The organism is Acinetobacter sp. TG2027, assembly GCF_000302435.1.
GTDB classification, from domain to species: Bacteria; Pseudomonadota; Gammaproteobacteria; order Pseudomonadales; family Moraxellaceae; genus Acinetobacter; species Acinetobacter pittii.
In genome coordinates, this window is the sequence record NZ_AMJN01000054.1 from 71021 (window position 1) to 92679 (window position 21659).

Sequence of the window (21659 nt, forward strand, 5' to 3'; positions counted from 1 at the left end):
TGCTAATTTCGAGCATAAAAAAGCACCTAAATATAGGTGCTTTTTTACATCAAAAACATCAGATCATTTGCAGATCGTCCTGCAAATGACAGGCTTGAATGATCTTCAGCATTTTTTCAGGTACATTTTTAAAATGCAAACCAGTATTTTTTGGAGTCTCTCGTAACCATTGAACTAAAACAGCCAAGGCCAAGGTACTACCATGCTCAAGCTCAGTTAAATCCACCACAAGTGGGAAGCTTTGCTGCTTCTTTATGATAGCTAAACCTGCTTGATACTGTTGTTCCGCATTTTCAAAATCAATTTTTCCCGAAACAACCAATTGTTGGTTGAGATACTGAACCACACGTCACCTACTTATTTCTTTTTGTTTTGATTAACCGCTGCGTCTGCATCGGGTTGGAAAGTTGCAATTGCTTTATTTAAATCACCGCCATTGCGTTTCACTGTTGCAGCGAACTGATTACGGAACTGTAATCCTAGATCAATACCAGAGACATTGATATTACGGATTTTCCATTGAGTACCTTTGTCAGCTAACTGGAAAGAAACAGGAATTTTTTCACCATTGTGATTAAAGTCCAATGTCACTACAGGGTTTTTACCCGCAGTTGCCTTGTAAGGACGCATGGTATAGCTTTGATTTGTATATTTAGCAAATGCGCTACCGTAATTTTCAATTAATGTATTACGGAAGTTTGTTTCAAACTGAGCACGCTGTGCAGCTGTACTATACTGATTCGTCGCATAAGTACCCATCACAATACGAGTGAACGCTTGTGAATCAACATATGGGTCTAAGTTCTGACGTACAATTGATTTTACTAAAGCAGGATTGTTCTGCAACTTAGCATGATCTGCTTTTAAACGAGCGATCAAGCCATCAGCAACACGCTTGATAAAATCAGGTGGTGCTTCTGAAGGTGCAGCAAAAGCTGTACCTGCAATCATAGTAGACAAAAGACTTGCTGTCAGGGTTTGTTTAAACAACGTATTCACCTGGAACCACTCCTTCAAATAAACTCTTACTCAACAAATGACGGCTGTGCACTGCTGTCGGTACTTGCAGGAGCTTTTTCTTCTGCTGAGGATGAACCAGCGGCAACTTTACCTGCGCCACCACCAGTAATAAATTTACTAATTAAATCTTCTAAATCCATGGTTCCTTGGGTATTTGAAATTGTATCGCCACGTTTAAGATAGTTTAAACCACCACCTGGAACGACTTTCAAATATTTCTCACCCAACAAACCATTGGTTGCAACCATTATATAAGCATCTTCATCAATACTGGTGATGGAGGACATGTTACTGATCAGTTGCTGTTCCATTGCTTTTTGTTGCTCTGGAGAAGCCTGCGTATAGTCAGAACTATAACGTAGTTCATCTAAAGCATTTTTTTGAACTTCTTTTAGCTGCTCAGCATTAAAACTTGTCAATTTTCCATCTAAACCAAAGGTTACTGTAGCCAAACGCGTAACTGGATCAAGGGTAATTGAATCAACACGACCAATTGTGACACCGCTCATCGTTACTTTAGCACGAGGCTTTAAACCATTGACGTTATCAAACTGAGCCTTCATGGTATAACTATCATTTAAGTTAGTACCAACGAGGCCACTAACTTTCATGGCTAAAAAGAACAAGGCAATACCGAAGATAATGACAAAGATACCTACGGCCAGCTCACTACTACGTGATTTCATTAAATCCCTCCGAACATGACCGCAGTCAACACGAAATCAAAACCTAAAACACATAATGAAGAATATACAACTGTTCTCGTCATTGCAGTTGCGATTCCTTCTGGAGTCGGATCACACGCATATCCTTGATATACCGCAATCCATGTACATAACAAAGCAAACACAATACTTTTGATAATGCCATTTACGACATCATGCCCAAATTGCACGTTGTTTTGCATACCGCTCCAGAATGAGCCTTCATCGACGCCAAGAAAATCGACACCTACCATTTTACCGCCCACAATACCAATCGCAGCAAAAATGACAGTTAGCATCGGTAAACTGACCACTCCCGCCCAAAGACGTGGTGATACGATTTGTTTTAATGGGTCAACCCCGATCATTTCCATGCTGGCAAGTTGTTCACTTTGCTTCATTGAACCAATTTCTGCTGTTAATGCAGAACCTGCTCGACCAGCAAATAATAACGCAGCAACCACAGGTGCCAATTCACGCAGCAATGTTAAAGACACCATGGTGCCTAGCATTGATTCACTGCCGACGTTCACTAAAATTGAATATCCTTGTAAACCCAGTACTAAACCAATAAATAGGCCCGATACAGTAATAATTAACAAAGACATCACCCCTACCCGATGCATTTGGTAAATAAATCGTCCAAACCCACCAGATGAAGGAAAAGAAAAAACAATTTGTAAGAGCATTAGTGCCGCAACACCAATCCCTCGAATCCGCTCAATAACGAGTCTACCTAACCAGGCAATCGTATTCATGGACGAACCTCGTTATCTAAATAGGCTTGATGACTAAATTGGTATTCAACTGGTCCTTCTGCCGAACCTGTTAAGAATTGGCGCACAAATGGAGAAGCATATGCCTGTAATTCTTCTGGTGTTCCTTCCCCCTGAATTTTTCCTTCTGCTACAACATAAATGTAGTCAGCAATAGAAAGGGTTTCGGGAACATCATGCGAAACAATAATTGTGGTTAAATCTAAAGCTTCTCGCAATGAACGAATTAAACGTGTCAACACGCCTTTTACAATAGGATCTTGCCCTGCAAACGGTTCATCGTACATGATTAAATCAGGGTCAAGCGCGATCGCACGTGCTAAAGCGACACGACGGTTCATACCACCTGAGAGTTCTGTAGGCATTAATTGTTCAGAACCACGCAAACCTACTGATTCCAGTTTTAATGCAACTAGTTCAGCAATTAGATTTTCAGGAAGCTTGGTATGTGCTCGAATCGGAAATGCCACATTTTCATAGACCGACATATCCGTAAATAAAGCACCGCTCTGAAATAGCATTCCCATACGTGCACGGGCTGAAAAAAGTTCCTGACGAGACATTTTTGCAATATCTTTACCGTCGAGCAAAACTTCCCCCTGATCAGGAACTAATTGTCCACCGATCAGACGTAATAATGTTGTTTTACCTGTACCAGAAGGTCCCATAATGGCCGTAATCTGGCCACGACGTATATTTAAACTAATATTGTCATAAATGACGCGTTCCCCTCGATTAAAACTCAAATTTTTCACTTCAATAAGTGGTTGAGTCGAGAGAGGAGTTTTATTATTCATAATGGCAATCGTTCCTGCACTTTTATGCACGCATACTATAACACTGAAAATTGGCAAACTTGTTGTTATTTTGACAAAAGCAAAGCTAAGTTAGTTGCTAGAAATAGAAGAGGTATGTTCGTAAAAAGAGGTTAATTCAGAAATTTGAAACTGCTCAATAGAACTTCCAGTTATAAAAGCATAGGCAAAATAAACCCCATTACACAAAACAAGTGCAATAAAAAGATAAGGCAAGCCGTGCTGAACTAATAAGTTCTTCAACTTTGCCATTATTGTTTCTTTTCGTTTACTTTTACTCATTATTTAATAAAAAATTGAACCAATTCACACTTTGTTATTTTATAACAAAACTGAAAAATAAAAAAGGCCAGTATTTCTACTGGCCTTTTTTTAAACGAACTTTTGATTAACGGTCGAATTTACGACGCGGTTTATCATCAAAACTACGACGTGGACGATCTTCACCACCGAAGCTACGTTTTGGACGATCTTCGCCACCAAACGCTGGACGCTCACCACGTGGTTTATCGTCAAAGCTACGACGCGGTTTATCGTTAAAGCCACCTTCGCGACGTGGACGATCTGAGTTGAACTCACGACGTGGACGATCTTCGCCACCAAATGATGGACGCTCGCCACGAGGTTTGTCATCAAAACTACGACGTGGACGATCTTCACCACCGAAACTACGTTTTGGACGATCACCAAAACCATTTTCACGACGTGGTTTGTAATCTACGCGGTTACCACGGTTGTCATCATTTGAGTCAAAACGCGGTTTATCGTTGAATCCACCTTCACGACGCGGACGATCTGAGTTGAACTCACGACGTGGACGATCTTCAAAACCACCTTCACGACGTGGGCGATCTGAATTGAACTCGCGACGTGGACGATCTTCACCACCGAATGGACGTTCACCACGTGGTTTGTCATCAAAGCTACGACGTGGACGGTCATCACGACCACCTTCACGGCGTTTGAAGTTGCTTTCGCCTTCAAAACGACGACCACCGCCAAAACCGCCACCACGACGACCATCACGACCACCGTTGCCGCCACGACCACGACCACCGCCATCACGACCTGAACGAGCAGGAGGTGGAGATGGCTCTAAGCCTTCAATTTCAGAAACACTTAAACGTGCATCTAAATAGTCTTCAAGCGCACGGATTTTACCGCGTTCACGATAAGTCGCTAAAGTAATTGCTTGACCTGTACGACCAGCACGACCTGTACGACCAATACGGTGTACATAGTCTTCGTGTTTCATTGGTAAACCGAAGTTAATTACGTGAGAAATTGTCGGTACATCAAGACCACGTGCAGCAACGTCTGTCGCTACCAAGATTTTTGCACGACCTTCACGAATACTACGTAAACGACGGTTACGAACTGTTTGTGGCATTGCACCGTGAAGTGCAACTACAGAGTGACCTGCTTCTGCAAGTTCTTCAGCCAACATATCTGTATCTTCTTGAGTGCTCGCGAATACAACCGCTTGATCAAGAGTTTCATCAGCCAACCAGTGAGTCAGAAGTTTCTTCTTGTGTTCGAAACCATCTGTCCAGTGTAAAGTTTGGGTGATGTCAGTGTTTGTACTGTGACCTGTTTCAATTGCAATACGCTCAGGTTCATTCATCATGCGTTCAGCAAGACGAATAATACGGTCAGCGAAAGTTGCAGAGAACATTAATGTTTGACGACGGTTACCAGCTAAATCGCTGATCGCTTCTAAATCTTCAGAGAAGCCGAGGTCTAACATGCGGTCAGCTTCGTCAACGATTAAAGCTTCAACTTTATCTAACTTTAATTGACGACGGTTTACTAAATCTAATAAACGACCTGGAGTCGCAACAATAACTTGCGCGCCTTTAAGCTGTTGGATTTGCTTACCAAAAGGCATACCACCCATGATTGCAGCAATACGAACACCTTTCATGTGACGTACGAAAGCAATCGCATCTTGGCTAACTTGTTGAGCCAATTCACGTGTTGGGCATAAAACTAAAATGTTAGGTTGGGTCACAGCTTTCATACGTTCTTTGAACGGAACAAAAGTTTCTTGACCAGCTAAATTATGTAATGTCGGTAATAAAAATGCTGCAGTTTTACCAGAACCAGTCTGGCTAGATACTAGAAGGTCTTTTCCTTCTAAAGCTGCAGGAATAGATTGTTCTTGCACAGGAGTCGGGGTAGTAAAACCTAAACCTTCAAGCGCTTGTTGTAAGGTTTCATGCAAAGAAAATTCGGCAAAAGTTTTGCTCATAGAGAGTTTCACCCTAGTGGGTGCTCCATTTTTAATAAATACAAAATAGACATCGGCACAAAGCGGCAAAGCAAAGTTAGCTGAAACGTTTTTTCAGCAGCAATCCGAGTAACGACGATGTGGACTAAACGCACGCTTGATTACGGCCGAACCTGAAGAATCGCTGAGCGATCGGGGCGCAAGAAATGGTCCTCTCTATGGACAGCGTGCGCTTACAATGAATAGAACAGAATGTTCAGGTAATGAACGGAAATTTAAGTGCGTGGGCGGATTATAGCAGAAAGAAATTAAAAGTCATGTGTTTTAATCAACTTTCTTCATATTTATTGAACTAACTAAAATTTACCAATTACTTAAAAAATAAAACCCTCTGATAATAGAGGGTTTTATTTATAAATAATTAAATTATTTTGCAGCTTGACCCCAAGCTGGAACTACAGTTTGCATTAAAGGTTTTAGCATTTTGAGTGAACTTGCAAGCACTTGACCGTTTTCAAGAGACTCATTACCACCACGTGCGTCAACCACTACACCGCCCGCTTCTTTAATAATAAGCTCACCAGCAGCGATATCCCATGGTTTTAAACCAAGTTCAAAGAAACCATCAAAACGACCAGCAGCAACATATGCTAAATCTAGAGCAGCTGAACCACCACGACGAATTTGTGCGCCTGCTTGAGTCACAGCTAATAATGAAGCAAAGTGTTGTTCTGCATAAGATACGATCTCACCAGCACGTTTAGCACGGTAAGGATGGCCTACTGCCAAGAATGTATTTTCTAAAGTATCTTTTACATTTACACGGATACGGCGTTGGTTCATAACTGCACCGCGACCGCGACTTGCAGAGAATAATTCGTCACGTACTGGGTCGTAGATTACGCCGTGTTGAGTAACGCCTTTATGCTGAACTGCAATAGAAATACAGAAATGAGGGAAACCATTAATAAAGTTTTGCGTGCCATCAAGCGGGTCGATTACCCAGCACCAGTCTGCATCGTGGCCTTTGCCTTCTTGCAAACCGAACTCTTCACCTAAGAAGCTATGGTTTTTATAACTTTTACGTAATGTATCAATCGTCAATTGTTCCAAATAACGATCTACACGTGTTACTGGGCCATCAATGCCTTTCTCTTCAACTTGCAAATCGAGTTTATGACGATTTTGATGCGCTTTTAAAAGCTCTTGACCAACTGTTTGAGCCGCACGCGCAGCCATAACCACCATAGGTTCCATTGAACACCCACTACAATACAAATTTGAAGATTTTGACAAAGAATAATGCATAAAAGCGCATACATTTTAGCAAATGAATGCGCTTTATGGGAAAAAATGTTTCAAAAATTTTATTAAAGGCTTAAACCACCTGATTTAGCTTAAGCCAAGCTCGTTCAATTGAGCTCAAAATACCTTTAGCATCTAGCCCACAATCTTGTAGCATTTGACCATGTGACGCTTGCTGCAAGAACAAATCTGGCAGACCTAAATTAATGATAGGTTTAACAATTTGTTCTTGAGCCATGAACTCATTTACTGCACTGCCTGCACCACCCATAATAGCGTGTTCTTCAACAGTTACAAATAATTGTGTATGTTCAGCCAAATCACGAATAATTTTTTCATCAAGTGGTTTCACAAAACGCATATTTACAACACGCACACCAACATCATGTTTTTGTGCAAATTGCTCAGCAGCTTCTAGAGCAACCATAACGCGACTACCAAACGCTAAAATCGTAATCTGCTCATCACAAGCAGGTTTAATTTCAGCAACTACTTCTGCCTTACCTAACTCAATAGCGGTTAGCTCTTGCTGAATTTCAACGCCTACCCCCGCACCACGTGGATAACGTACTGCTGCTGGCCCATTATAAGCATAGGCTGTATGTAGCATTTGACGGCATTCATTTTCATCTTTTGGTGCCATGATGACCATGTTCGGAACTGTACGCATATATGCATAGTCATATGCACCAGCATGAGTTGGACCATCTTCACCAACCAAGCCTGCACGGTCAATTCCAAAAGTCACATCAAGATTTTGTAATGCGACATCATGAATAAGCTGGTCGTAACCACGCTGCAAGAATGTTGAATAGATCGCAACAACAGGTTTCAAGCCTTCACAAGCCATGCCTGCTGCAAGTGTTACTGCATGCTGTTCGGCAATTGCAACATCGAAGAAGCGCTTTGGAAATTCTTTAGCAAACTTAACCATGCCCGATCCTTCACACATGGCTGGGGTAATCGCTAATAAACGTTCATCCTGTGCAGCTTCGTCACACAACCATTGACCAAATACATCAGAATATTTTGGCGGTGTTTTACCTGCTGAAGTCGCATTAATTTTGCCAATTGCATGATAGGTAATTGGGTCAGCTTCTGCCGGAGTAAAACCTTTACCTTTTTTAGTATAGACGTGGACTAAGCGTGGACCTTTACGTTTTTTTAATGCGTTAAATACTTGAACGAGTTGATTTACATCATGTCCGTCGAAAGGACCGAAGTAATCAAAACCAATCGCTTTAAATAAATTATCGGCCGCATCTGTTGCCGATTGATGTAAACGAGAGTTGTACGTCCATTTCGGATGTGGCTGTACATAAGCCTCGCCATGTTCATCGACATTAACTAAATGGCCTTTTTCCCAAATTGCAGCTAAATGTTTAGCAAAACCACCTGTACTGCAAGAAATCGACATGTCATTGTCATTAAGTACAACAATTAAATCGGCATCGTGTGCCACAGCATCGTTCATGGCTTCAAATGCCATACCTGCTGTCATTGCGCCATCACCCACAATACAAACGACTTCACATGGGTCATTTTGATAGCGGCGTGCTAAAGACATTCCTAGACCTGCTGAAATTGCAGTTGATGAATGCCCTACGCCAAAAGTATCAAAAACTGATTCTTCTCTAGCTGGAAATGCTGCTAAACCGTTCTTAGCACGGATTGTTGTCATTTGCTCACGGCGACCAGTCAAGACTTTATGTGGATACGCCTGATGTCCTACATCCCAAACTAATCGGTCATTTGGAGTATTAAAGCAATAATGCAGCGCAACCGTCAGCTCAACCACGCCGAGGTTAGCACCGAAATGGCCACCACTCTGGCCTGCTGCATATAAAATATATTGACGCAACTCATCAGCCACTTGAACCAATTGGCTATGCTCGAGCTGACGTAATTGTTGAGGATGATCAATTGCATCTAACAATGGCGTAACAGGGCGTTGAGTTGGAATTTCGGTATACAACATATGTGGCAAAGCCTTTATAAGCCTGGCAAATCCTAAGCTGGGTCAAAATGGGTCGATCATACAATCGAATGAAGTCACCTTCAATCAGCCACATTTGCGAACGAGGTCATGCAAAGCAGTCTCTCATACAGTATGGGTATGGTTGGCAGATTATCCTGAATAATCTGACTATTTATCAACTATTATCGTCTTCTTTATACAAAAAAGAAAACCTTAGTGCTCAAAATGATTATGACAATTCGACCAATCTCCCAGCATTACGCTATACTTTAAACCGTTTTCGGTTAAAAGATGAGTTAATCTGTGCCTATAGAGTTCATTGCAACATCAAAACTCCCGACCGCTTTTGGTGAATTCAATATTTCTGTGTTTCAAGATCCAGTATCAGGTGAAGAACATGTGGCACTTTCTAAAGGGTTAGAAAATCCACACACAGGCCCTGTTTTAGTACGTGTTCATTCAGAATGCTTAACAGGTGATGCTTTTGCGTCATTAAAATGTGACTGCGGCCCTCAATTACAGGCAACTCAAAAGCTCATTAACGAAGCAGGTCAAGGCGTTATTTTATATTTACGTCAAGAAGGACGTGGTATTGGGCTTACAAATAAAATTCGTGCGTATGCCTTACAAGATCAAGGTCATGACACGGTAGATGCAAATTTACTTTTAAATTTGCCAGCTGATGCGCGCCGTTATGACATGTGTAGCATTATGCTTGATCATTTAAAAGTAAAAGAAGTTAAGTTAATTACTAACAATCCTTTGAAAATTCAGGCACTCAAGGATCAAGGTATTAATGTGGTTGGTCGTGTTCCGTTAACGGTTGGACGTAATCCTTTTAATGAACAATATTTAAAAACTAAACGTGAACGCATGGATCACCTTTATCAAAAAGATGATTTCTAAAACAAAATTATAAATTTAAAAATAATTGGAAGGGATTTTTAAGACATTTCTTAAAAATCCCTTACTTTTTTTATGGTTTTGTGTTTTGATGTATCTATCTCCTATCTCAATCATCTTTGAGGGTCACTATGCAGCATCCGACTTCAACAGATATTCAACGTGTCCGCGAATTTCTCCTCGATTTACAAGCTCGTATTTGTGCTGGTTTAGAACAACAAGAAAAAGCTGGCAGTGGTACGGGTGAATTCATTATTGATGATTGGGAACGTCCAGAAGGTGGTGGCGGTCGTTCACGAGTTTTACAAAATGGCACCGTGATTGAAAAAGGTGGTGTGATGTTTTCTCACATTAACATTAGTAAACTGCCCGCTTCTGCTACAGAAAGACATCCTCAAATTGCTGGTGCTAAAGCACAAGCGCTTGGTGTGTCATTAGTGATTCACCCTAAAAACCCGAATATTCCAACCTCCCATGCAAATGTACGTTTATTTGTTGCAGAGCCTGAAGGACAAGATCCGATTTGGTGGTTTGGTGGCGGTTTTGACTTAACACCGTTCTATCCAGATGAACAGGATGTTATCAATTGGCATCAAGCCGCACATGACCTATGCCAGCCTTTTGGTGACAATGTCTATGCTGAACATAAAAAATGGTGTGATGATTACTTCTATCTAAAACATCGAGATGAACAGCGTGGTGTCGGTGGTTTATTCTTTGATGATTTAAATTGCTGGGATTTCGAAACCTGCTTTAAATATATTCAAGCTGTAGGTAATGGTTATTTAAATGCCATTTTGCCAATTTTTGAAAAACACCGTGAACAGCCTTATACCGAAGCTCAACGAGAGTTCCAGCTTTACCGTCGTGGTCGCTATGTCGAATATAACTTAGTGTATGACCGCGGAACATTGTTTGGCTTACAAACAGGTGGACGTATCGAATCTATTTTAGTCAGCCTGCCTAATCTTGCAGCTTGGTCATATCGTCCAGAATGGGATGAAGACTCACCAGAGAAACGTTTAACCGACTATTACTTAAAACCTCGTGACTGGTTAAACCTAAAAGAAAAAGTCGCTTAATTTTTTGCTTTTTGGAGATTCTTTGGCTTCCACCCTAAAGAATCTCCTTTTTTATTTTCAATTTTCTGAATCTCATTCAAATATTTTTTCTTATTAAAATTTGGCTTATAGTGAGGCCTGCTGAAAATTCAGTACAGACTTTATCTGCCTCATGCCATTTTAAAATTTTGGATATAAGAATGACCAAACAGTTTGCAGTAATTGGCAACCCAATCGAACAATCACGCTCTCCTGAATTGCATCATGCTTTCGCTCAAAAAACAGGTATTGACCTAGACTACCAAAAACGTCTTGCCCCTCTTGATGATTTTGAGCCGAGTATGCGTAGTTTCTTTGAAAATGGTGGGAGTGGCATGAACGTTACCGTGCCGTTTAAAGAACAGGCATTTGCTTTGTGTGATGTGCTGACTGAACGTGCTCAAATTGCCAAAGCTGTAAATACACTTTGGATGGAAGATGGCAAATTGCATGGTGACAATACAGATGGCCAAGGCTTAGTTGCCGCAATTCAAGCTTTAGATTGGAACTTAGAAAATACAGCTATTTTAATTTTAGGGGCTGGTGGTGCAACTCGTGGTGTTATTTACCCGCTTGTTCAGGCTGGTGCTAAAAAGATTGTGATTGCAAACCGAACTCTTGCTCGTGCTGAACAACTTGTAGATGACCTAAAAGCGGCAGTTCCTCAAGCTCAATTACAAGCAATTTCTCTAAATGAGTTAGAAGGGAAATTTGATATTGTAATTAATGCAACTTCTGCAAGCCTGTCTGGTGATGCATTACAACTACCTGAAAGTCTAGAGTTCAAATATGCCTTTGAGATGGCCTATGGCAAGCCATCTAGCTTTCTTGATCAAGCTAAACAACGCAATGTGCCTTATGCAGAAGGTTTTGGCATGCTAGTTGGCCAAGCCATTGAAGCCTTCTATATCTGGAATGGCGTAAAGCCAGAATTAAAAGATTTTCTATAAGTCAAAAAAAGAACCTACACGAAGTAGGTTCTTTTTTATTTCATCTATTATTTTTTAGCTGTAACCATCTGCTTATAAACATCTCGGAAAATCTCATAATCAATAAATTCATTATGTTCAGGTTTTAACTTCTGAATTGTTTTTTCCGTAAGTTGCTGTTTGCGAGCAGCGACATAAACTTTACCTAAAATATCAGCTGTTTCTGACAACAAATGTTTTTCTTCATCAGAACTACCATTTTGTTTTTCAAACTCTAATTGATACTGTTTTGAGAAAAGCTGTTCAGGTTGCTTATATTGTTTCTGTAGTTTTTGCCATGCTTCACGCCCAGCTTCACCTTGTATTGTTGTGATCACAATATGGTCCACAGCTCGGCCTAAGTCATTATCAAATTGGTCTTCTTGCTCAAGATGATGCTTTTTCTGCAATGCCTCAATACGTTCTAAAGCTTTACCTTGAGGGTTATAAGTTTCCTCTTCAGAGAACCAATAAGCATAAACCTCGGCAATTTCTTGCAACTGTTGAACTGAATAATAATTAATATATGACGGTTTTTCGGCAGTCAATTTTGCAATAAACACAGCCTTATATGTTTTGTCATAAGCATGTGTTGCATCATAAGTTTGGTTAGCCAACAGCGCTAGACTCGAATCTAAATCTTGTACATCGCTATGTGCACCAACTGGATGCTCAGAAACATCACTCTGCCCAAGTTTTTCACTAAATCCTTTTACGAAGTTTTCAAATAAAGAACCTTTGCTTGCCTCTGCAACTGATTTAGCTTGTTTAAGCTGCTGCTGATTAATTGGGGTCGCTTTACCATAATTGAGAATTTGCATGTCTGCTTTAATATTAAAGCGATGGTTAAATTCAGCTGGTGTATACGCAATATCATAATCCGCGTTGACTAAACGGCCCTTTTCATCCAGTCCGACATCAATCGCAACCGGATTTCTTTGTTTTGGTAAAGCTTGTTCAATTTCTGCCTTATGCTTGATCCATAGAGCCTTGAATGCCTCATCATCAACAAACTGGTTTTGATCATAAGCAGCAAAAGTTTGTTTCAAGGCAGCTTGACGAGCTTTAATCTGAGTTTTTTCGGTATTTACAGCACTCCGATCAAGCACATCAATACCGTAAATTTGACAGTAATTAATATCACCTAAGGCAACGGAACTTTTTTGAGACTGTAATTCGACACACTGATCTTCTGTAAGTGAAGCCACTTCTTCATCTTGTGTGACTTCTTCAGCATCTGCTACAGCAACATCTTCGGCTTGGGCCGTATCAGAAGCATCCTCTTCGGCTGCCCCAGCTTGAGCTGCACTTGATCGGTCTTCATCACCATATTCAGAATCTAAAGCATTACCGAAATGAGCATTAATAAGTGAATAAAGTTGCTGGCTAACTGCTGCTGCATCTTCTGAAGAAACTTTCTGCCCATCAGCATTACCCTCTTTACTCTTCGCTTCCGAAGCAGCTAATTCAGTTGCTATAGTTTCGGCAATCTTTTCTTCATCAAAACCAAAAACATTTTTTTGCAAATATTTAGCATTGACCTGACTATAGAGCTCTGATTGTAGCAATAACGCTTCAACCGTATCTTTTAAACGAATTTTTTCTACAATTCCCGCTTTACGCTCAGCGTCACTAACTGATAAACGCTGTAAATTTTGTGGTTCAGCCAAACGATAAGATACAGCGCCAGAAGCTTTCGCATATTCAACGAATTTCTGCATATCGACATTCGTAAACAGATTTTTATACTTTGAAAAATCGACATACGCTAAATTATTTTGATTATCTTTATTGACCAGATAAGGCATTAATCCGAAATAGTTAACGTAAAATTTATAATCCTTCAGATCAAGTACCATTGGCAATTTTGCCTGTACCAAAAGTGTCGGCTTTTCATACCTTGCTGTAAGGTTTAAAGACCCCATTTTTTGACGATAATGAACCGAACCATCGTAACTAAATTGAAGATCATTTAATAAATTAATTAATACGGCGTTTACTTTTTCTGAGCGTGATTCACCAGAAATGCCTGAATCCGCTTGCTCATTTGCAATTGCGGCATACAGGGCCTGCTTCTGTTTTTTATTCAAATTAATTTTTTGTTCACGTAAATATTGATCTACTTTTTTTTGCACTGCAGCATCTAGCTGCACTGTTTTTTCTACATTATTTATTTTTTTTGACTGATTTGGATCAACACTAACTTTAAAATGCCCACGATAGTCATAGCTTGGGTATTCATATATTGCATTCATACCCTGAATGACTTTTTGATCTAACTGAGTAGATGCTACCGATGGACGTAGGTTATGCTGCGCACAAGCGGTCAAACCCAAACTAAATAAACATAAACTGAGATATTTTAAATGCATAACCTTTTTTAAAACCTTATCGCTTTATCTTTTTAACAAAACTTGCTAAAAATAAGAAAATTAGTTGTTTTTTCACATAAAAGTATAAGTCCTGAATGTAGCAGAAATTATAATTTCAGGTGTATTTATTTTCGACAAAATTCGCTTTTCTGACATTTCTTTCGGGTGCGATTAACATTGTATTTTTATCATGTGAGTGAATAATCAAATCATCGATACAGATAATCCCACAATGATTCAAAATTAGGATTAAAGCCATGCCAGCATATAAAGCCCCGCTACACGATATCCGCTTCTTAATGAATGAAGTACTAGATTACCCTGCTCACTATAAAACTTTATCAAATGGTGAAAATGCAGATCCAGATACTGTTGATATGATTCTTGAAGGTGCGGCAGATTATTGTGAAAACGTATTGTCGCCACTTAACCAATCTGGTGATGAAGAAGGTTGCCATTTTGACAACGGCGAAGTAACTACTCCTAAAGGCTTTAAAGAAGCTTATGACCAATTCGTAATGGGCGGTTGGCAAGGTCTTTCTTACCCAGAAGAATTTGGTGGTCAAGGCCTTCCAATGTCTTTAAACCTGATTAAATCAGAAATGATGGGTACTGCAAACTGGTCATTTACCATGTACCCAGGTTTAAGTTCTGGTTGTATGAACACTATTTTGCAATTCGGTACTGATGAGCAAAAACAAACATATATGCCTAAGCTTGTTGAAGGCACTTGGAGCGGCACAATGTGCTTAACCGAACCTCAATGTGGTACAGACTTAGGTCAGGTAAAAACTAAAGCTGAACCTCAAGCAGACGGTAGTTACAAAATCACCGGTACAAAAATCTTCATTTCTGCTGGTGAACATGATTTAACTGAAAACATCATTCATATCGTACTTGCACGCCTTCCAGATGCACCTGCTGGTACTCGCGGTATCTCATTATTCATCGTACCAAAATTCATGCCTACAGCTGATGGCGGTGTTGGTGAGCGTAATACAGTCGCTTGTGGTTCAATCGAACACAAAATGGGGATCCGTGCATCTGCAACTGCGGTACTCAACTTTGATAATGCAACTGGTTATTTAATCGGTGAAGTGAACAAAGGCCTACATGCAATGTTTACCTTCATGAATACAGCACGTATTGGTACTGCTGTTCAAGGTATTGCACACGCTGAGTTATCTTTCCAAGGTGCATTACCATATGCCAAAGATCGTATGTCAATGCGTGCGCTTTCTGGTAAAAAAGATCCGGATAAAGTTGCTGATGCAATCATTCACCATGCAGACGTACGCCGTATGTTGTTAACTCAAAAAGCAATCGCTGAAGGCGGTCGCTCTATGATTTACTACGCTGCTCAAATCGCTGACAAAATGACAGATGCTTTAGCACGTGGTGATCAAGCTGCTTTTGAAGACTACGATGATAAACTTGGTTTCTATACACCAATTTTAAAAGGTTTCTTAACTGAACTTGGTTTAGAAGCTGCTAACCACGGTATGCAAGTTTACGGTGGCCATGGCTATATTAAAGAATGGGGTATGGAGCAAATCGCACGTGATGCACGTATTGCGACCTTGTATGAAGGAACAACTGGTGTTCAAGCACTCGACTTAATTGGTCGTAAAGTGTTGTTAAGTTCAAAAGGTAAAGTAGTTCGTGAATACACTGCTGAAATCTTAAAATTCTGTGCTGCACATGCACGTAATAAATATTTACGTCGTTTTGCTTGGGACTTAACTAAGCTTTGTGCTCAGTGGAACACTTTAACAGTTCGTATCATGCTTGCTGCACGTAAAGACCGCGACATCGTATCTTCTGCTTCTGTAGATTTCTTGATGTTCTCAGGCTACGTGATGATGGCTTATTTCTGGGCTCAACAAGCTGTGGTTGCTTCTGAAAAATTAGAAGCAGGTAACGGCCAAGAAACTGCTGAGTTCTATAAAGCAAAAATCAAAGTTGCTGATTTCTACTTTGACCGTTTATTGCCACGCGCTCAAGGTCATGCAGAATCAATGGTGACTACATCTCGCACACTAACATCATTACCAGTTGAACACTTTAGCTTCGACTACTAATGATTTTTAAGTCATAAAATAAAAAGAGCGCAATTTAATATTGCGCTCTTTTTTATATTTATCGGATATCTATTCTTTAGTTAAAACATAAGCCTGATTTGGAACAAAATAATTTTGCTCTAAAAATTCACGATTTTTTCCATAGTCGCTATAAAGTAATTTTTCTAAATTTGTGACCAATCTTTTATTTGAATCAATATTAAAATAAAAATTAACTTTAGATAGTGGACATTGAATTGTTAACTCATGCTCTTTTTCTTCCACTTTCCAATTTAGAGTAGGACATAATTGATTTACAGCGGCACTTTTAGCACCGTCCTTACTTCCCACACGACCAAAATGGACAACATTCCAATAAGCCGACCCATTTGGTAATAAATTTAAAATGTACTCTGCTTCGCCTGATTCACAATCAGCAAAAGCATCTTCACATGAAATACGAGTGTGATATCGCCCTACATATTGCAATGAGGCTTCGTTTAATTTTTGGGTTTGATCTGAGGTATCTTCAGGTAAGAAAGTTCGTCCAGCGACATAATCCAATGTTTTTATAGATGTACTACTTTTTATTAAGTTTTCTTCATGATTAGAACTAGAACTTGTAGTCGAGTGATCTTTTGAATTGGTATGGTTTATATCGCAAGCACTCAGTGTCATGCACAGTGCAGCCACTACAACCACATGCTTAACTGAAAAACGAGACCACTTCAAAGACATATACATTATTCACAGATAACAGCAACAGCTCTATTTACACTTCAAATCAAGTATTAGCTGATTGCCGCTTTAAACTCTTAAGCCCTGAAAAGGTGCATTTTAGTAGATGTTGGTTTCGTTCCTTTCAATCCTTTACATATTTTAACTATTTTACTTTTTAAAGGACTTTAAACCCGTTATTTCGTCTCCATATTTTTATTAAGCAAGAGCAATAGCTTCTTGTAACTTTTATCTTTAAGGAGAATTAGATGGCCAGTTCTGGTTTATATCGCTCGAACCGACACAGCATGATCGCCGGTGTAATGGGTGGTATTGCTGAACGTTTTGGTTGGAACGTAACTTTACTACGTGTCATTTTTGTTTTGATCTCAATTATGAGTGCTGCCTTTCCAGGAATTTTAGTTTATCTGGTTTTATGGTTAGTGATTCCGAAAAAACAGCCAGAACATATTGAAGGCTATCGACAATCCGTCCGAGCAGTAAATGAAGAACAAGTACGTTAATTCATAACTTTGGTCGCTACGGTTGCATCCCCTAATCAACCGTAGCTTTTTTTATTCTAAAAATTATAACTTTCGATTTAACTGTTGCTGTAATGCAGCAATCATATCTGCACGGCTAATCATTCCTATAAGCTTACGATCTTCAACAACAGGAATGTAATTAAAAGACTTTTCAACAAAGTATGGCACTAAATCTTGAATAGGTTGAGTTGGCAGTACGGTAACCACTCGACGGCTCATGATTTGTTTTACATAATGCTGCCAAGAATTCCTCGGGTCGGCTGCCCCTTTAAACCACTCTACGACTTCATATAACGCTAAAGTTCCGACCAAATGGTTTTCTGCATTTACTACAGGTAGGCTCATTAAGTTCACTTGTTTAAACTTATCGAGTGCCTGATGAATATCATCATCTTCATGTAGTTTAATCACATCACGGCTCATAATATCCTGACAGATATATTGATTTACCATACGCTCATTGGCATGTTCCTGAGCTTCTAAAATGATTTTTTCTAAGTCGTATTGGCTAATATCTAAAAGTTCAGTGTGATGCCCTAATGCATACTCAATATCTTTCGGCTGAATTGATACTTTTTGAGTTGGCGTTGGGTCTTTACTACGTTCATTTAAATGTGCGGTAACTGGGTAATGTCGCCCAATCAATCGATTAAAGAAAACAGCGAACCCAAGTAGAAGTAACGAATTGAGTAAAACTGGATAAAAAATAAAATAAAAGCCTAATTTATGAATTGCTGCGCCACCCAACACGGCTGTAATCGCAACCGCCCCACTCGGCGGGTGCAAAGAGTCGGTGGTCATCATTAAAAATATAGCAAAACCCACAGCCACACTAAAAGCCGTGGTTAAATCAGGAATCCACTGTGCACAGGCAACACCAATAATTCCGGCTAAGGTATTACCAACAATTACATTCCATGGTTGGGCCAAAGGACTAGTCGGCACAGCAAAAAGAAGAACAGATGAGGCGCCCATTGGGGCGATGTACCATGCATTAATTCCACCGAGAACATACCAGCTAATTAAGGAGGAAATTGCTAAACCACACAACGCTCCAATACCGCAAAGTAACCGTTCTTTTAAGGGTAAAACCTTAAAATTTGGCTTTAAAATCTGTAACCATTCTCGCTGTATAACACTCACAGTACACCTTAGGGGATATGCCGTCATTTATAACGGGCAAAAGTATACGCCCAAAGCCACATAAAGTGCATTTAAATTATACCTTTCAACAATAAGAAAACTGGCTGAACTATTTTTTATGATTTTAAAACTTTAATATTCCATAAATTTTTCATTTAAATAGCGCCAATACCGCTTCGGCAAATATTGCACATGAAGTTTTATATTCTGGCGTTCAGTAATATTTACGCTGTTAAAATAATCCTTCCAAAGCTGATCATATAAAACCTCCTGCTCATCAAGCTCAAGCTGAAAGCTTTGGCTCATTCCATTTTTTAAATTGCGATCAACATCCAAGGCTTCAAGTGAAACTTCATGTATTTCTTGTAAATCATAATACAGTCCGAACTTGCGTTGCTCGTCATAAATAAGCCAACGTTGATCTTGATAACGCCGTTTAAAATGCGGCTGAATAAGCGGTAAAACATTAAAATCAGGACGTACTAAACTTAAAAAAAGCTCATCTTTAGTTTTCTTAAACCGAATAAAAGCTTCCATCCGATGCTTCTCTCGCCCGACCTTTTTCGTCCACTGCGCAATCGCTAAAACACTCGGATTTGAATAATCTTTTTCTATGGAAACATGACTAGTAAACACATAGATACAGTAATTAAATAAGTGCTGATAGGCATCTAAAGATTCAGATAAAGAGGCAAAATAAAATTGTTTTAATGAAGAAGATGAAAGCTTTTTTTGTAGCGCTGACCAAACACGCTCGGCATGCTGCTCGTTATTTGAAACCTCAATTTTATCAGCAAATAAGCCATGTTGAGCCGCATCATTCAAGCAAAGCCTGACCTGTAATTCTTTAAATTGAAATGCACGAAAAACACAGCTCAGCAGCCCAACCATTGAACCATCAAAATAGTAAGCTACTTCATCATTAAACATGACTAAAACCCAAGGCTTAATTGTGGCGAGAGTTGCTGCACATATTTCGAAGATCCCTGCGTTAAAATCTGCTGCCGAATAAAACTTGATGATAGTTCTTTTTGGAATTTTGGACTGTCTTCACAGCGAATAAAGAATTTTGCACGCTGATAAGCTACGCCGAGTTTTTTAAGTAAATCGATATGGATTTTTCCAAAACGGCGAGCTTGCACAATTTTCTTGGCCGATTTCACTCCAATACCCGGCACACGCAAAATCATTTGATAATCGGCACGATTTAAATCTACTGGAAACTGTTCAGGGTGCCTTAAAGCCCAACTTAATTTCGGGTCTACATCAAGGTCTAAGTTTGGGTGTTTTTCATTGACAATTTCATTAACTTCAAAACCGTAAAAACGCATTAGCCAATCGCTTTGATAGAGTCGGTTTTCCCGCAATAATGGCGGTGCAGAACCCACTGCTGGTAAATAATTATTTTCAGTATTAATTGGGATATAACCAGAAAAATAGACGCGTTTGAGTTTAAATTCTTTGTAATGCTTGTCTGCCATAAACAAGACATCATGGTCTGACTCTTGATGGGCCCCCACTACCATTTGAGTGGTCTGCCCTGCTGGCACATATTTCGGTACATGCTTAATGATTTGTCGCTCATCTTTAAGCTGAATCAGTCTATCACGGACCAAACCTAAATCTTTTTGCACTTCCTGATGTGATTTTTCTGGCGCAAAAGTTTTTAGCCCAATTTCAGTCGGCATCTCTAAATTAATACTCATACGGTCAGCATATAAACCTGCTTCATGAATCAGTTCAGGCGATGCTCCCGGAATCGTTTTTAGATGAATATAACCATTAAAGTTTTCTTCAAGGCGCAACTTCTTTACAACTTGAAGCATACGCTCCATCGTGTGATCTGCCGATTTAAAAATGCCTGAGCTTAAAAATAAGCCTTCGATATAATTACGGCGATAAAAATTAATGGTTAAATCTACAACCTCTTGCACCGTAAATGCTGCACGCTGGACATCATTAGAACGGCGTGAAACACAGTAGGCGCAGTCAAAAATACAAACATTGCTAAATAGAATTTTTAAGAGAGATACACAGCGGCCATCTTCGGTATAGCTGTGGCAAATTCCTGAATGGCTGGCATCCCCTAGACCTTTATCTTTATTTTTACGGTCACTGCCACTTGATGAACATGACACATCATATTTAGCAGCATCAGCAAGAATCTGTAGTTTTTCTCGAATGCGATCAGACATATCAAACGACTCATTTATGGCATCGTTTAAAAAATATCATTTTGCATTCTTAAATTTAATCCAGTGAAGTACGCTCGGCGTCATGAGGTGACGTATAGAATTTTAACGTTCCAACTTACTTCCATAAATGAGTAAATGCATCATCATTCATTTCGAATGATGATGCATTTACTCGAAATAAGTTCTTTTTAATAATTTAAAAGAATTATTGTTTTGAAGAATCCTGCTTTGGGTTACCGTAAATAAGTTTATTTTCAGTGGCATCAAATACAACTGGAAACCATTCATAGTACGCCATTCTAATCCTTTCTACTCGCATACGCCCTACTACATATGTATGTCCACCTACAAGATCAACAGAAATTCTTTCAGGCTTTCCAATAACCAGCTGTGAATTATGGTCAATTACAAGCTCGGTTTTCCCTTCTTTAACTTTAACAATTAATCCACCATGTGTAGATGAATTAAATGCTTTTCCATTTCTTACCTGCCAAGTACCTTGTTTACCATTAACTTCAAGCAATAAACCTTCACTCATCTGGTAATGAGAATCTGCACCAAGCTGCTGTTTTATTGTATTTTTACATGTAGCATCACACTTATTCGTAATTGTCACAATCTCGGATGAATTGATATTAGGGTCAGAATAAAGTGCTACAGGCGTACTACTACAAGAGCAAAGTAGGAATACAGAAGCAAAACAAAAAAATTTAAACATTCTTTTAATTTCCCAATAAATTTAGGCTTATGATAAATCAAGTTTTTTAATTATCTAGTTGTTTAATTACCCTATTATGAACAGCAACTTCTTTATTTCCCCTTATAATT

20 protein-coding genes are annotated in these 21659 nt (G+C 39.4%); 5 read left to right on the forward strand and 15 right to left on the reverse strand.

The genetic code is table 11. From position 1 onward, the window contains the following. Nucleotides 1–58: 58 nt before the first annotated feature. The 9 genes from B806_RS0116575 to dxs all read right to left on the reverse strand — a co-directional run bounded on the left by B806_RS0116575 (nt 59) and on the right by dxs (nt 8828). Nucleotides 59–346 (reverse strand): STAS domain-containing protein, encoded by a 288-nt coding sequence (locus B806_RS0116575; RefSeq protein ID WP_005078357.1) that lies wholly within the window; start codon nt 344–346, stop codon nt 59–61. A gap of 11 nt (nt 347–357) precedes the next feature. Beyond that, nucleotides 358–999 (reverse strand): ABC transporter substrate-binding protein, encoded by a 642-nt coding sequence (locus B806_RS0116580; protein ID WP_002116826.1) that lies wholly within the window; start codon nt 997–999, stop codon nt 358–360. A 26-nt stretch (nt 1000–1025) separates the two neighbouring features. After that, the gene (locus B806_RS0116585) at nt 1026–1706 is read right to left on the reverse strand and encodes an outer membrane lipid asymmetry maintenance protein MlaD (protein ID WP_005067241.1); all 681 of its coding nucleotides are present in this window, start codon (nt 1704–1706) and stop codon (nt 1026–1028) included. Further along, a complete protein-coding gene (gene mlaE, locus B806_RS0116590; RefSeq protein WP_002117010.1) occupies nt 1706–2482 on the reverse strand; it encodes a lipid asymmetry maintenance ABC transporter permease subunit MlaE in 777 nt (258 codons plus the stop codon). Before mlaE ends, B806_RS0116585 begins: the two co-directional genes overlap by 1 nt. Further along, nucleotides 2479–3297 (reverse strand): ABC transporter ATP-binding protein, encoded by an 819-nt coding sequence (locus B806_RS0116595; protein ID WP_002116999.1) that lies wholly within the window; start codon nt 3295–3297, stop codon nt 2479–2481. The genes mlaE and B806_RS0116595 overlap by 4 nt, the downstream gene beginning before the upstream one ends. Before the next feature lie 90 nt (nt 3298–3387). Continuing rightward, entirely contained in the window at nt 3388–3597 is a 210-nt protein-coding gene (locus tag B806_RS0116605) for a hypothetical protein (protein WP_025466710.1), read from the reverse strand. Between the two features lie 106 nt (nt 3598–3703). Then, nucleotides 3704–5566, reverse strand: coding sequence for a DEAD/DEAH box helicase (locus B806_RS0116610; RefSeq protein WP_016143582.1), 1863 nt, complete (start codon nt 5564–5566; stop codon nt 3704–3706). Between the two features lie 405 nt (nt 5567–5971). After that, nucleotides 5972–6802: an inositol monophosphatase family protein gene (locus B806_RS0116615; protein ID WP_002117045.1), complete on the reverse strand. Its 831-nt coding sequence runs from the start codon at nt 6800–6802 to the stop codon at nt 5972–5974. 121 nt (nt 6803–6923) lie between these two features. Continuing rightward, nucleotides 6924–8828, reverse strand: a complete 1905-nt coding sequence (dxs, locus tag B806_RS0116620; protein ID WP_017403254.1) for a 1-deoxy-D-xylulose-5-phosphate synthase — start codon at nt 8826–8828, stop codon at nt 6924–6926. A 303-nt stretch (nt 8829–9131) separates the two neighbouring features. On the opposite strand from dxs, the gene ribA reads away from it, so the two are divergent. The 3 genes from ribA to aroE all read left to right on the forward strand — a co-directional run bounded on the left by ribA (nt 9132) and on the right by aroE (nt 11781). Beyond that, the gene (gene ribA, locus B806_RS0116625) at nt 9132–9734 is read left to right on the forward strand and encodes a GTP cyclohydrolase II (protein WP_017403255.1); all 603 of its coding nucleotides are present in this window, start codon (nt 9132–9134) and stop codon (nt 9732–9734) included. A 128-nt stretch (nt 9735–9862) separates the two neighbouring features. Further along, on the forward strand, nt 9863–10813 hold the full coding sequence (hemF, locus tag B806_RS0116630; protein WP_017403256.1) for an oxygen-dependent coproporphyrinogen oxidase: 951 nt from the start codon (nt 9863–9865) through the stop codon (nt 10811–10813). Nucleotides 10814–10992: 179 nt separating this feature from the next. Continuing rightward, nucleotides 10993–11781: a shikimate dehydrogenase gene (gene aroE / locus B806_RS0116635; RefSeq protein ID WP_017387003.1), complete on the forward strand. Its 789-nt coding sequence runs from the start codon at nt 10993–10995 to the stop codon at nt 11779–11781. A gap of 47 nt (nt 11782–11828) precedes the next feature. Here the strand turns inward: aroE and B806_RS0116640 are convergent, their stop codons facing one another. Beyond that, nucleotides 11829–14171, reverse strand: a complete 2343-nt coding sequence (locus B806_RS0116640; protein ID WP_017403257.1) for a hypothetical protein — start codon at nt 14169–14171, stop codon at nt 11829–11831. Nucleotides 14172–14428: 257 nt separating this feature from the next. On the opposite strand from B806_RS0116640, the gene B806_RS0116645 reads away from it, so the two are divergent. Next, the gene (locus B806_RS0116645) at nt 14429–16252 is read left to right on the forward strand and encodes an acyl-CoA dehydrogenase C-terminal domain-containing protein (RefSeq protein WP_002116803.1); all 1824 of its coding nucleotides are present in this window, start codon (nt 14429–14431) and stop codon (nt 16250–16252) included. Nucleotides 16253–16321: 69 nt separating this feature from the next. On the opposite strand, the gene B806_RS0116650 is transcribed toward B806_RS0116645, so the two are convergent. Then, nucleotides 16322–16969 carry a hypothetical protein gene (locus B806_RS0116650; RefSeq protein WP_017387005.1) on the reverse strand — a complete coding sequence of 216 codons (648 nt, stop codon included), beginning with the start codon at nt 16967–16969 and terminating at the stop codon, nt 16322–16324. Between the two features lie 248 nt (nt 16970–17217). Between B806_RS0116650 and B806_RS0116655 the strand changes: the two genes are divergently transcribed. Beyond that, on the forward strand, nt 17218–17472 hold the full coding sequence (locus B806_RS0116655; RefSeq protein ID WP_017387006.1) for a PspC domain-containing protein: 255 nt from the start codon (nt 17218–17220) through the stop codon (nt 17470–17472). A 63-nt stretch (nt 17473–17535) separates the two neighbouring features. On the opposite strand, the gene B806_RS0116660 is transcribed toward B806_RS0116655, so the two are convergent. The 4 genes from B806_RS0116660 to B806_RS0116675 all read right to left on the reverse strand — a co-directional run bounded on the left by B806_RS0116660 (nt 17536) and on the right by B806_RS0116675 (nt 21549). Continuing rightward, nucleotides 17536–18636 carry an HPP family protein gene (locus B806_RS0116660; protein ID WP_002117107.1) on the reverse strand — a complete coding sequence of 367 codons (1101 nt, stop codon included), beginning with the start codon at nt 18634–18636 and terminating at the stop codon, nt 17536–17538. Between the two features lie 132 nt (nt 18637–18768). Beyond that, entirely contained in the window at nt 18769–19566 is a 798-nt protein-coding gene (locus B806_RS0116665; protein ID WP_017387007.1) for a TIGR03915 family putative DNA repair protein, read from the reverse strand. Nucleotides 19567–19568: 2 nt separating this feature from the next. Beyond that, nucleotides 19569–20831 carry a putative DNA modification/repair radical SAM protein gene (locus tag B806_RS0116670; RefSeq protein WP_017387008.1) on the reverse strand — a complete coding sequence of 421 codons (1263 nt, stop codon included), beginning with the start codon at nt 20829–20831 and terminating at the stop codon, nt 19569–19571. Nucleotides 20832–21036: 205 nt separating this feature from the next. Next, entirely contained in the window at nt 21037–21549 is a 513-nt protein-coding gene (locus B806_RS0116675; protein ID WP_017387009.1) for a hypothetical protein, read from the reverse strand. Between the last annotated feature and the right edge of the window lie 110 nt (nt 21550–21659).

Bases quoted from the DNA above. Each gene is read 5' to 3' on its own strand.
- B806_RS0116585 (WP_005067241.1), bottom strand. From the start codon at position 1,706: ATGAAATCACGTAGTAGTGAGCTGGCCGTAGGTATCTTTGTCATTATC.
- mlaE (WP_002117010.1), bottom strand. From the start codon at position 2,482: ATGAATACGATTGCCTGGTTAGGTAGACTCGTTATTGAGCGGATTCGA.
- B806_RS0116595 (WP_002116999.1), bottom strand. From the start codon at position 3,297: ATGAATAATAAAACTCCTCTCTCGACTCAACCACTTATTGAAGTGAAA.
- B806_RS0116605 (WP_025466710.1), bottom strand. From the start codon at position 3,597: ATGAGTAAAAGTAAACGAAAAGAAACAATAATGGCAAAGTTGAAGAAC.
- B806_RS0116610 (WP_016143582.1), bottom strand. From the start codon at position 5,566: ATGAGCAAAACTTTTGCCGAATTTTCTTTGCATGAAACCTTACAACAA.
- B806_RS0116615 (WP_002117045.1), bottom strand. From the start codon at position 6,802: ATGGAACCTATGGTGGTTATGGCTGCGCGTGCGGCTCAAACAGTTGGT.
- dxs (WP_017403254.1), bottom strand. From the start codon at position 8,828: ATGTTGTATACCGAAATTCCAACTCAACGCCCTGTTACGCCATTGTTA.
- hemF (WP_017403256.1), top strand. From the start codon at position 9,863: ATGCAGCATCCGACTTCAACAGATATTCAACGTGTCCGCGAATTTCTC.
- aroE (WP_017387003.1), top strand. From the start codon at position 10,993: ATGACCAAACAGTTTGCAGTAATTGGCAACCCAATCGAACAATCACGC.
- B806_RS0116640 (WP_017403257.1), bottom strand. From the start codon at position 14,171: ATGCATTTAAAATATCTCAGTTTATGTTTATTTAGTTTGGGTTTGACC.
- B806_RS0116645 (WP_002116803.1), top strand. From the start codon at position 14,429: ATGCCAGCATATAAAGCCCCGCTACACGATATCCGCTTCTTAATGAAT.
- B806_RS0116650 (WP_017387005.1), bottom strand. From the start codon at position 16,969: ATGTCTTTGAAGTGGTCTCGTTTTTCAGTTAAGCATGTGGTTGTAGTG.
- B806_RS0116655 (WP_017387006.1), top strand. From the start codon at position 17,218: ATGGCCAGTTCTGGTTTATATCGCTCGAACCGACACAGCATGATCGCC.
- B806_RS0116665 (WP_017387007.1), bottom strand. From the start codon at position 19,566: ATGTTTAATGATGAAGTAGCTTACTATTTTGATGGTTCAATGGTTGGG.
- B806_RS0116670 (WP_017387008.1), bottom strand. From the start codon at position 20,831: ATGTCTGATCGCATTCGAGAAAAACTACAGATTCTTGCTGATGCTGCT.
- B806_RS0116675 (WP_017387009.1), bottom strand. From the start codon at position 21,549: ATGTTTAAATTTTTTTGTTTTGCTTCTGTATTCCTACTTTGCTCTTGT.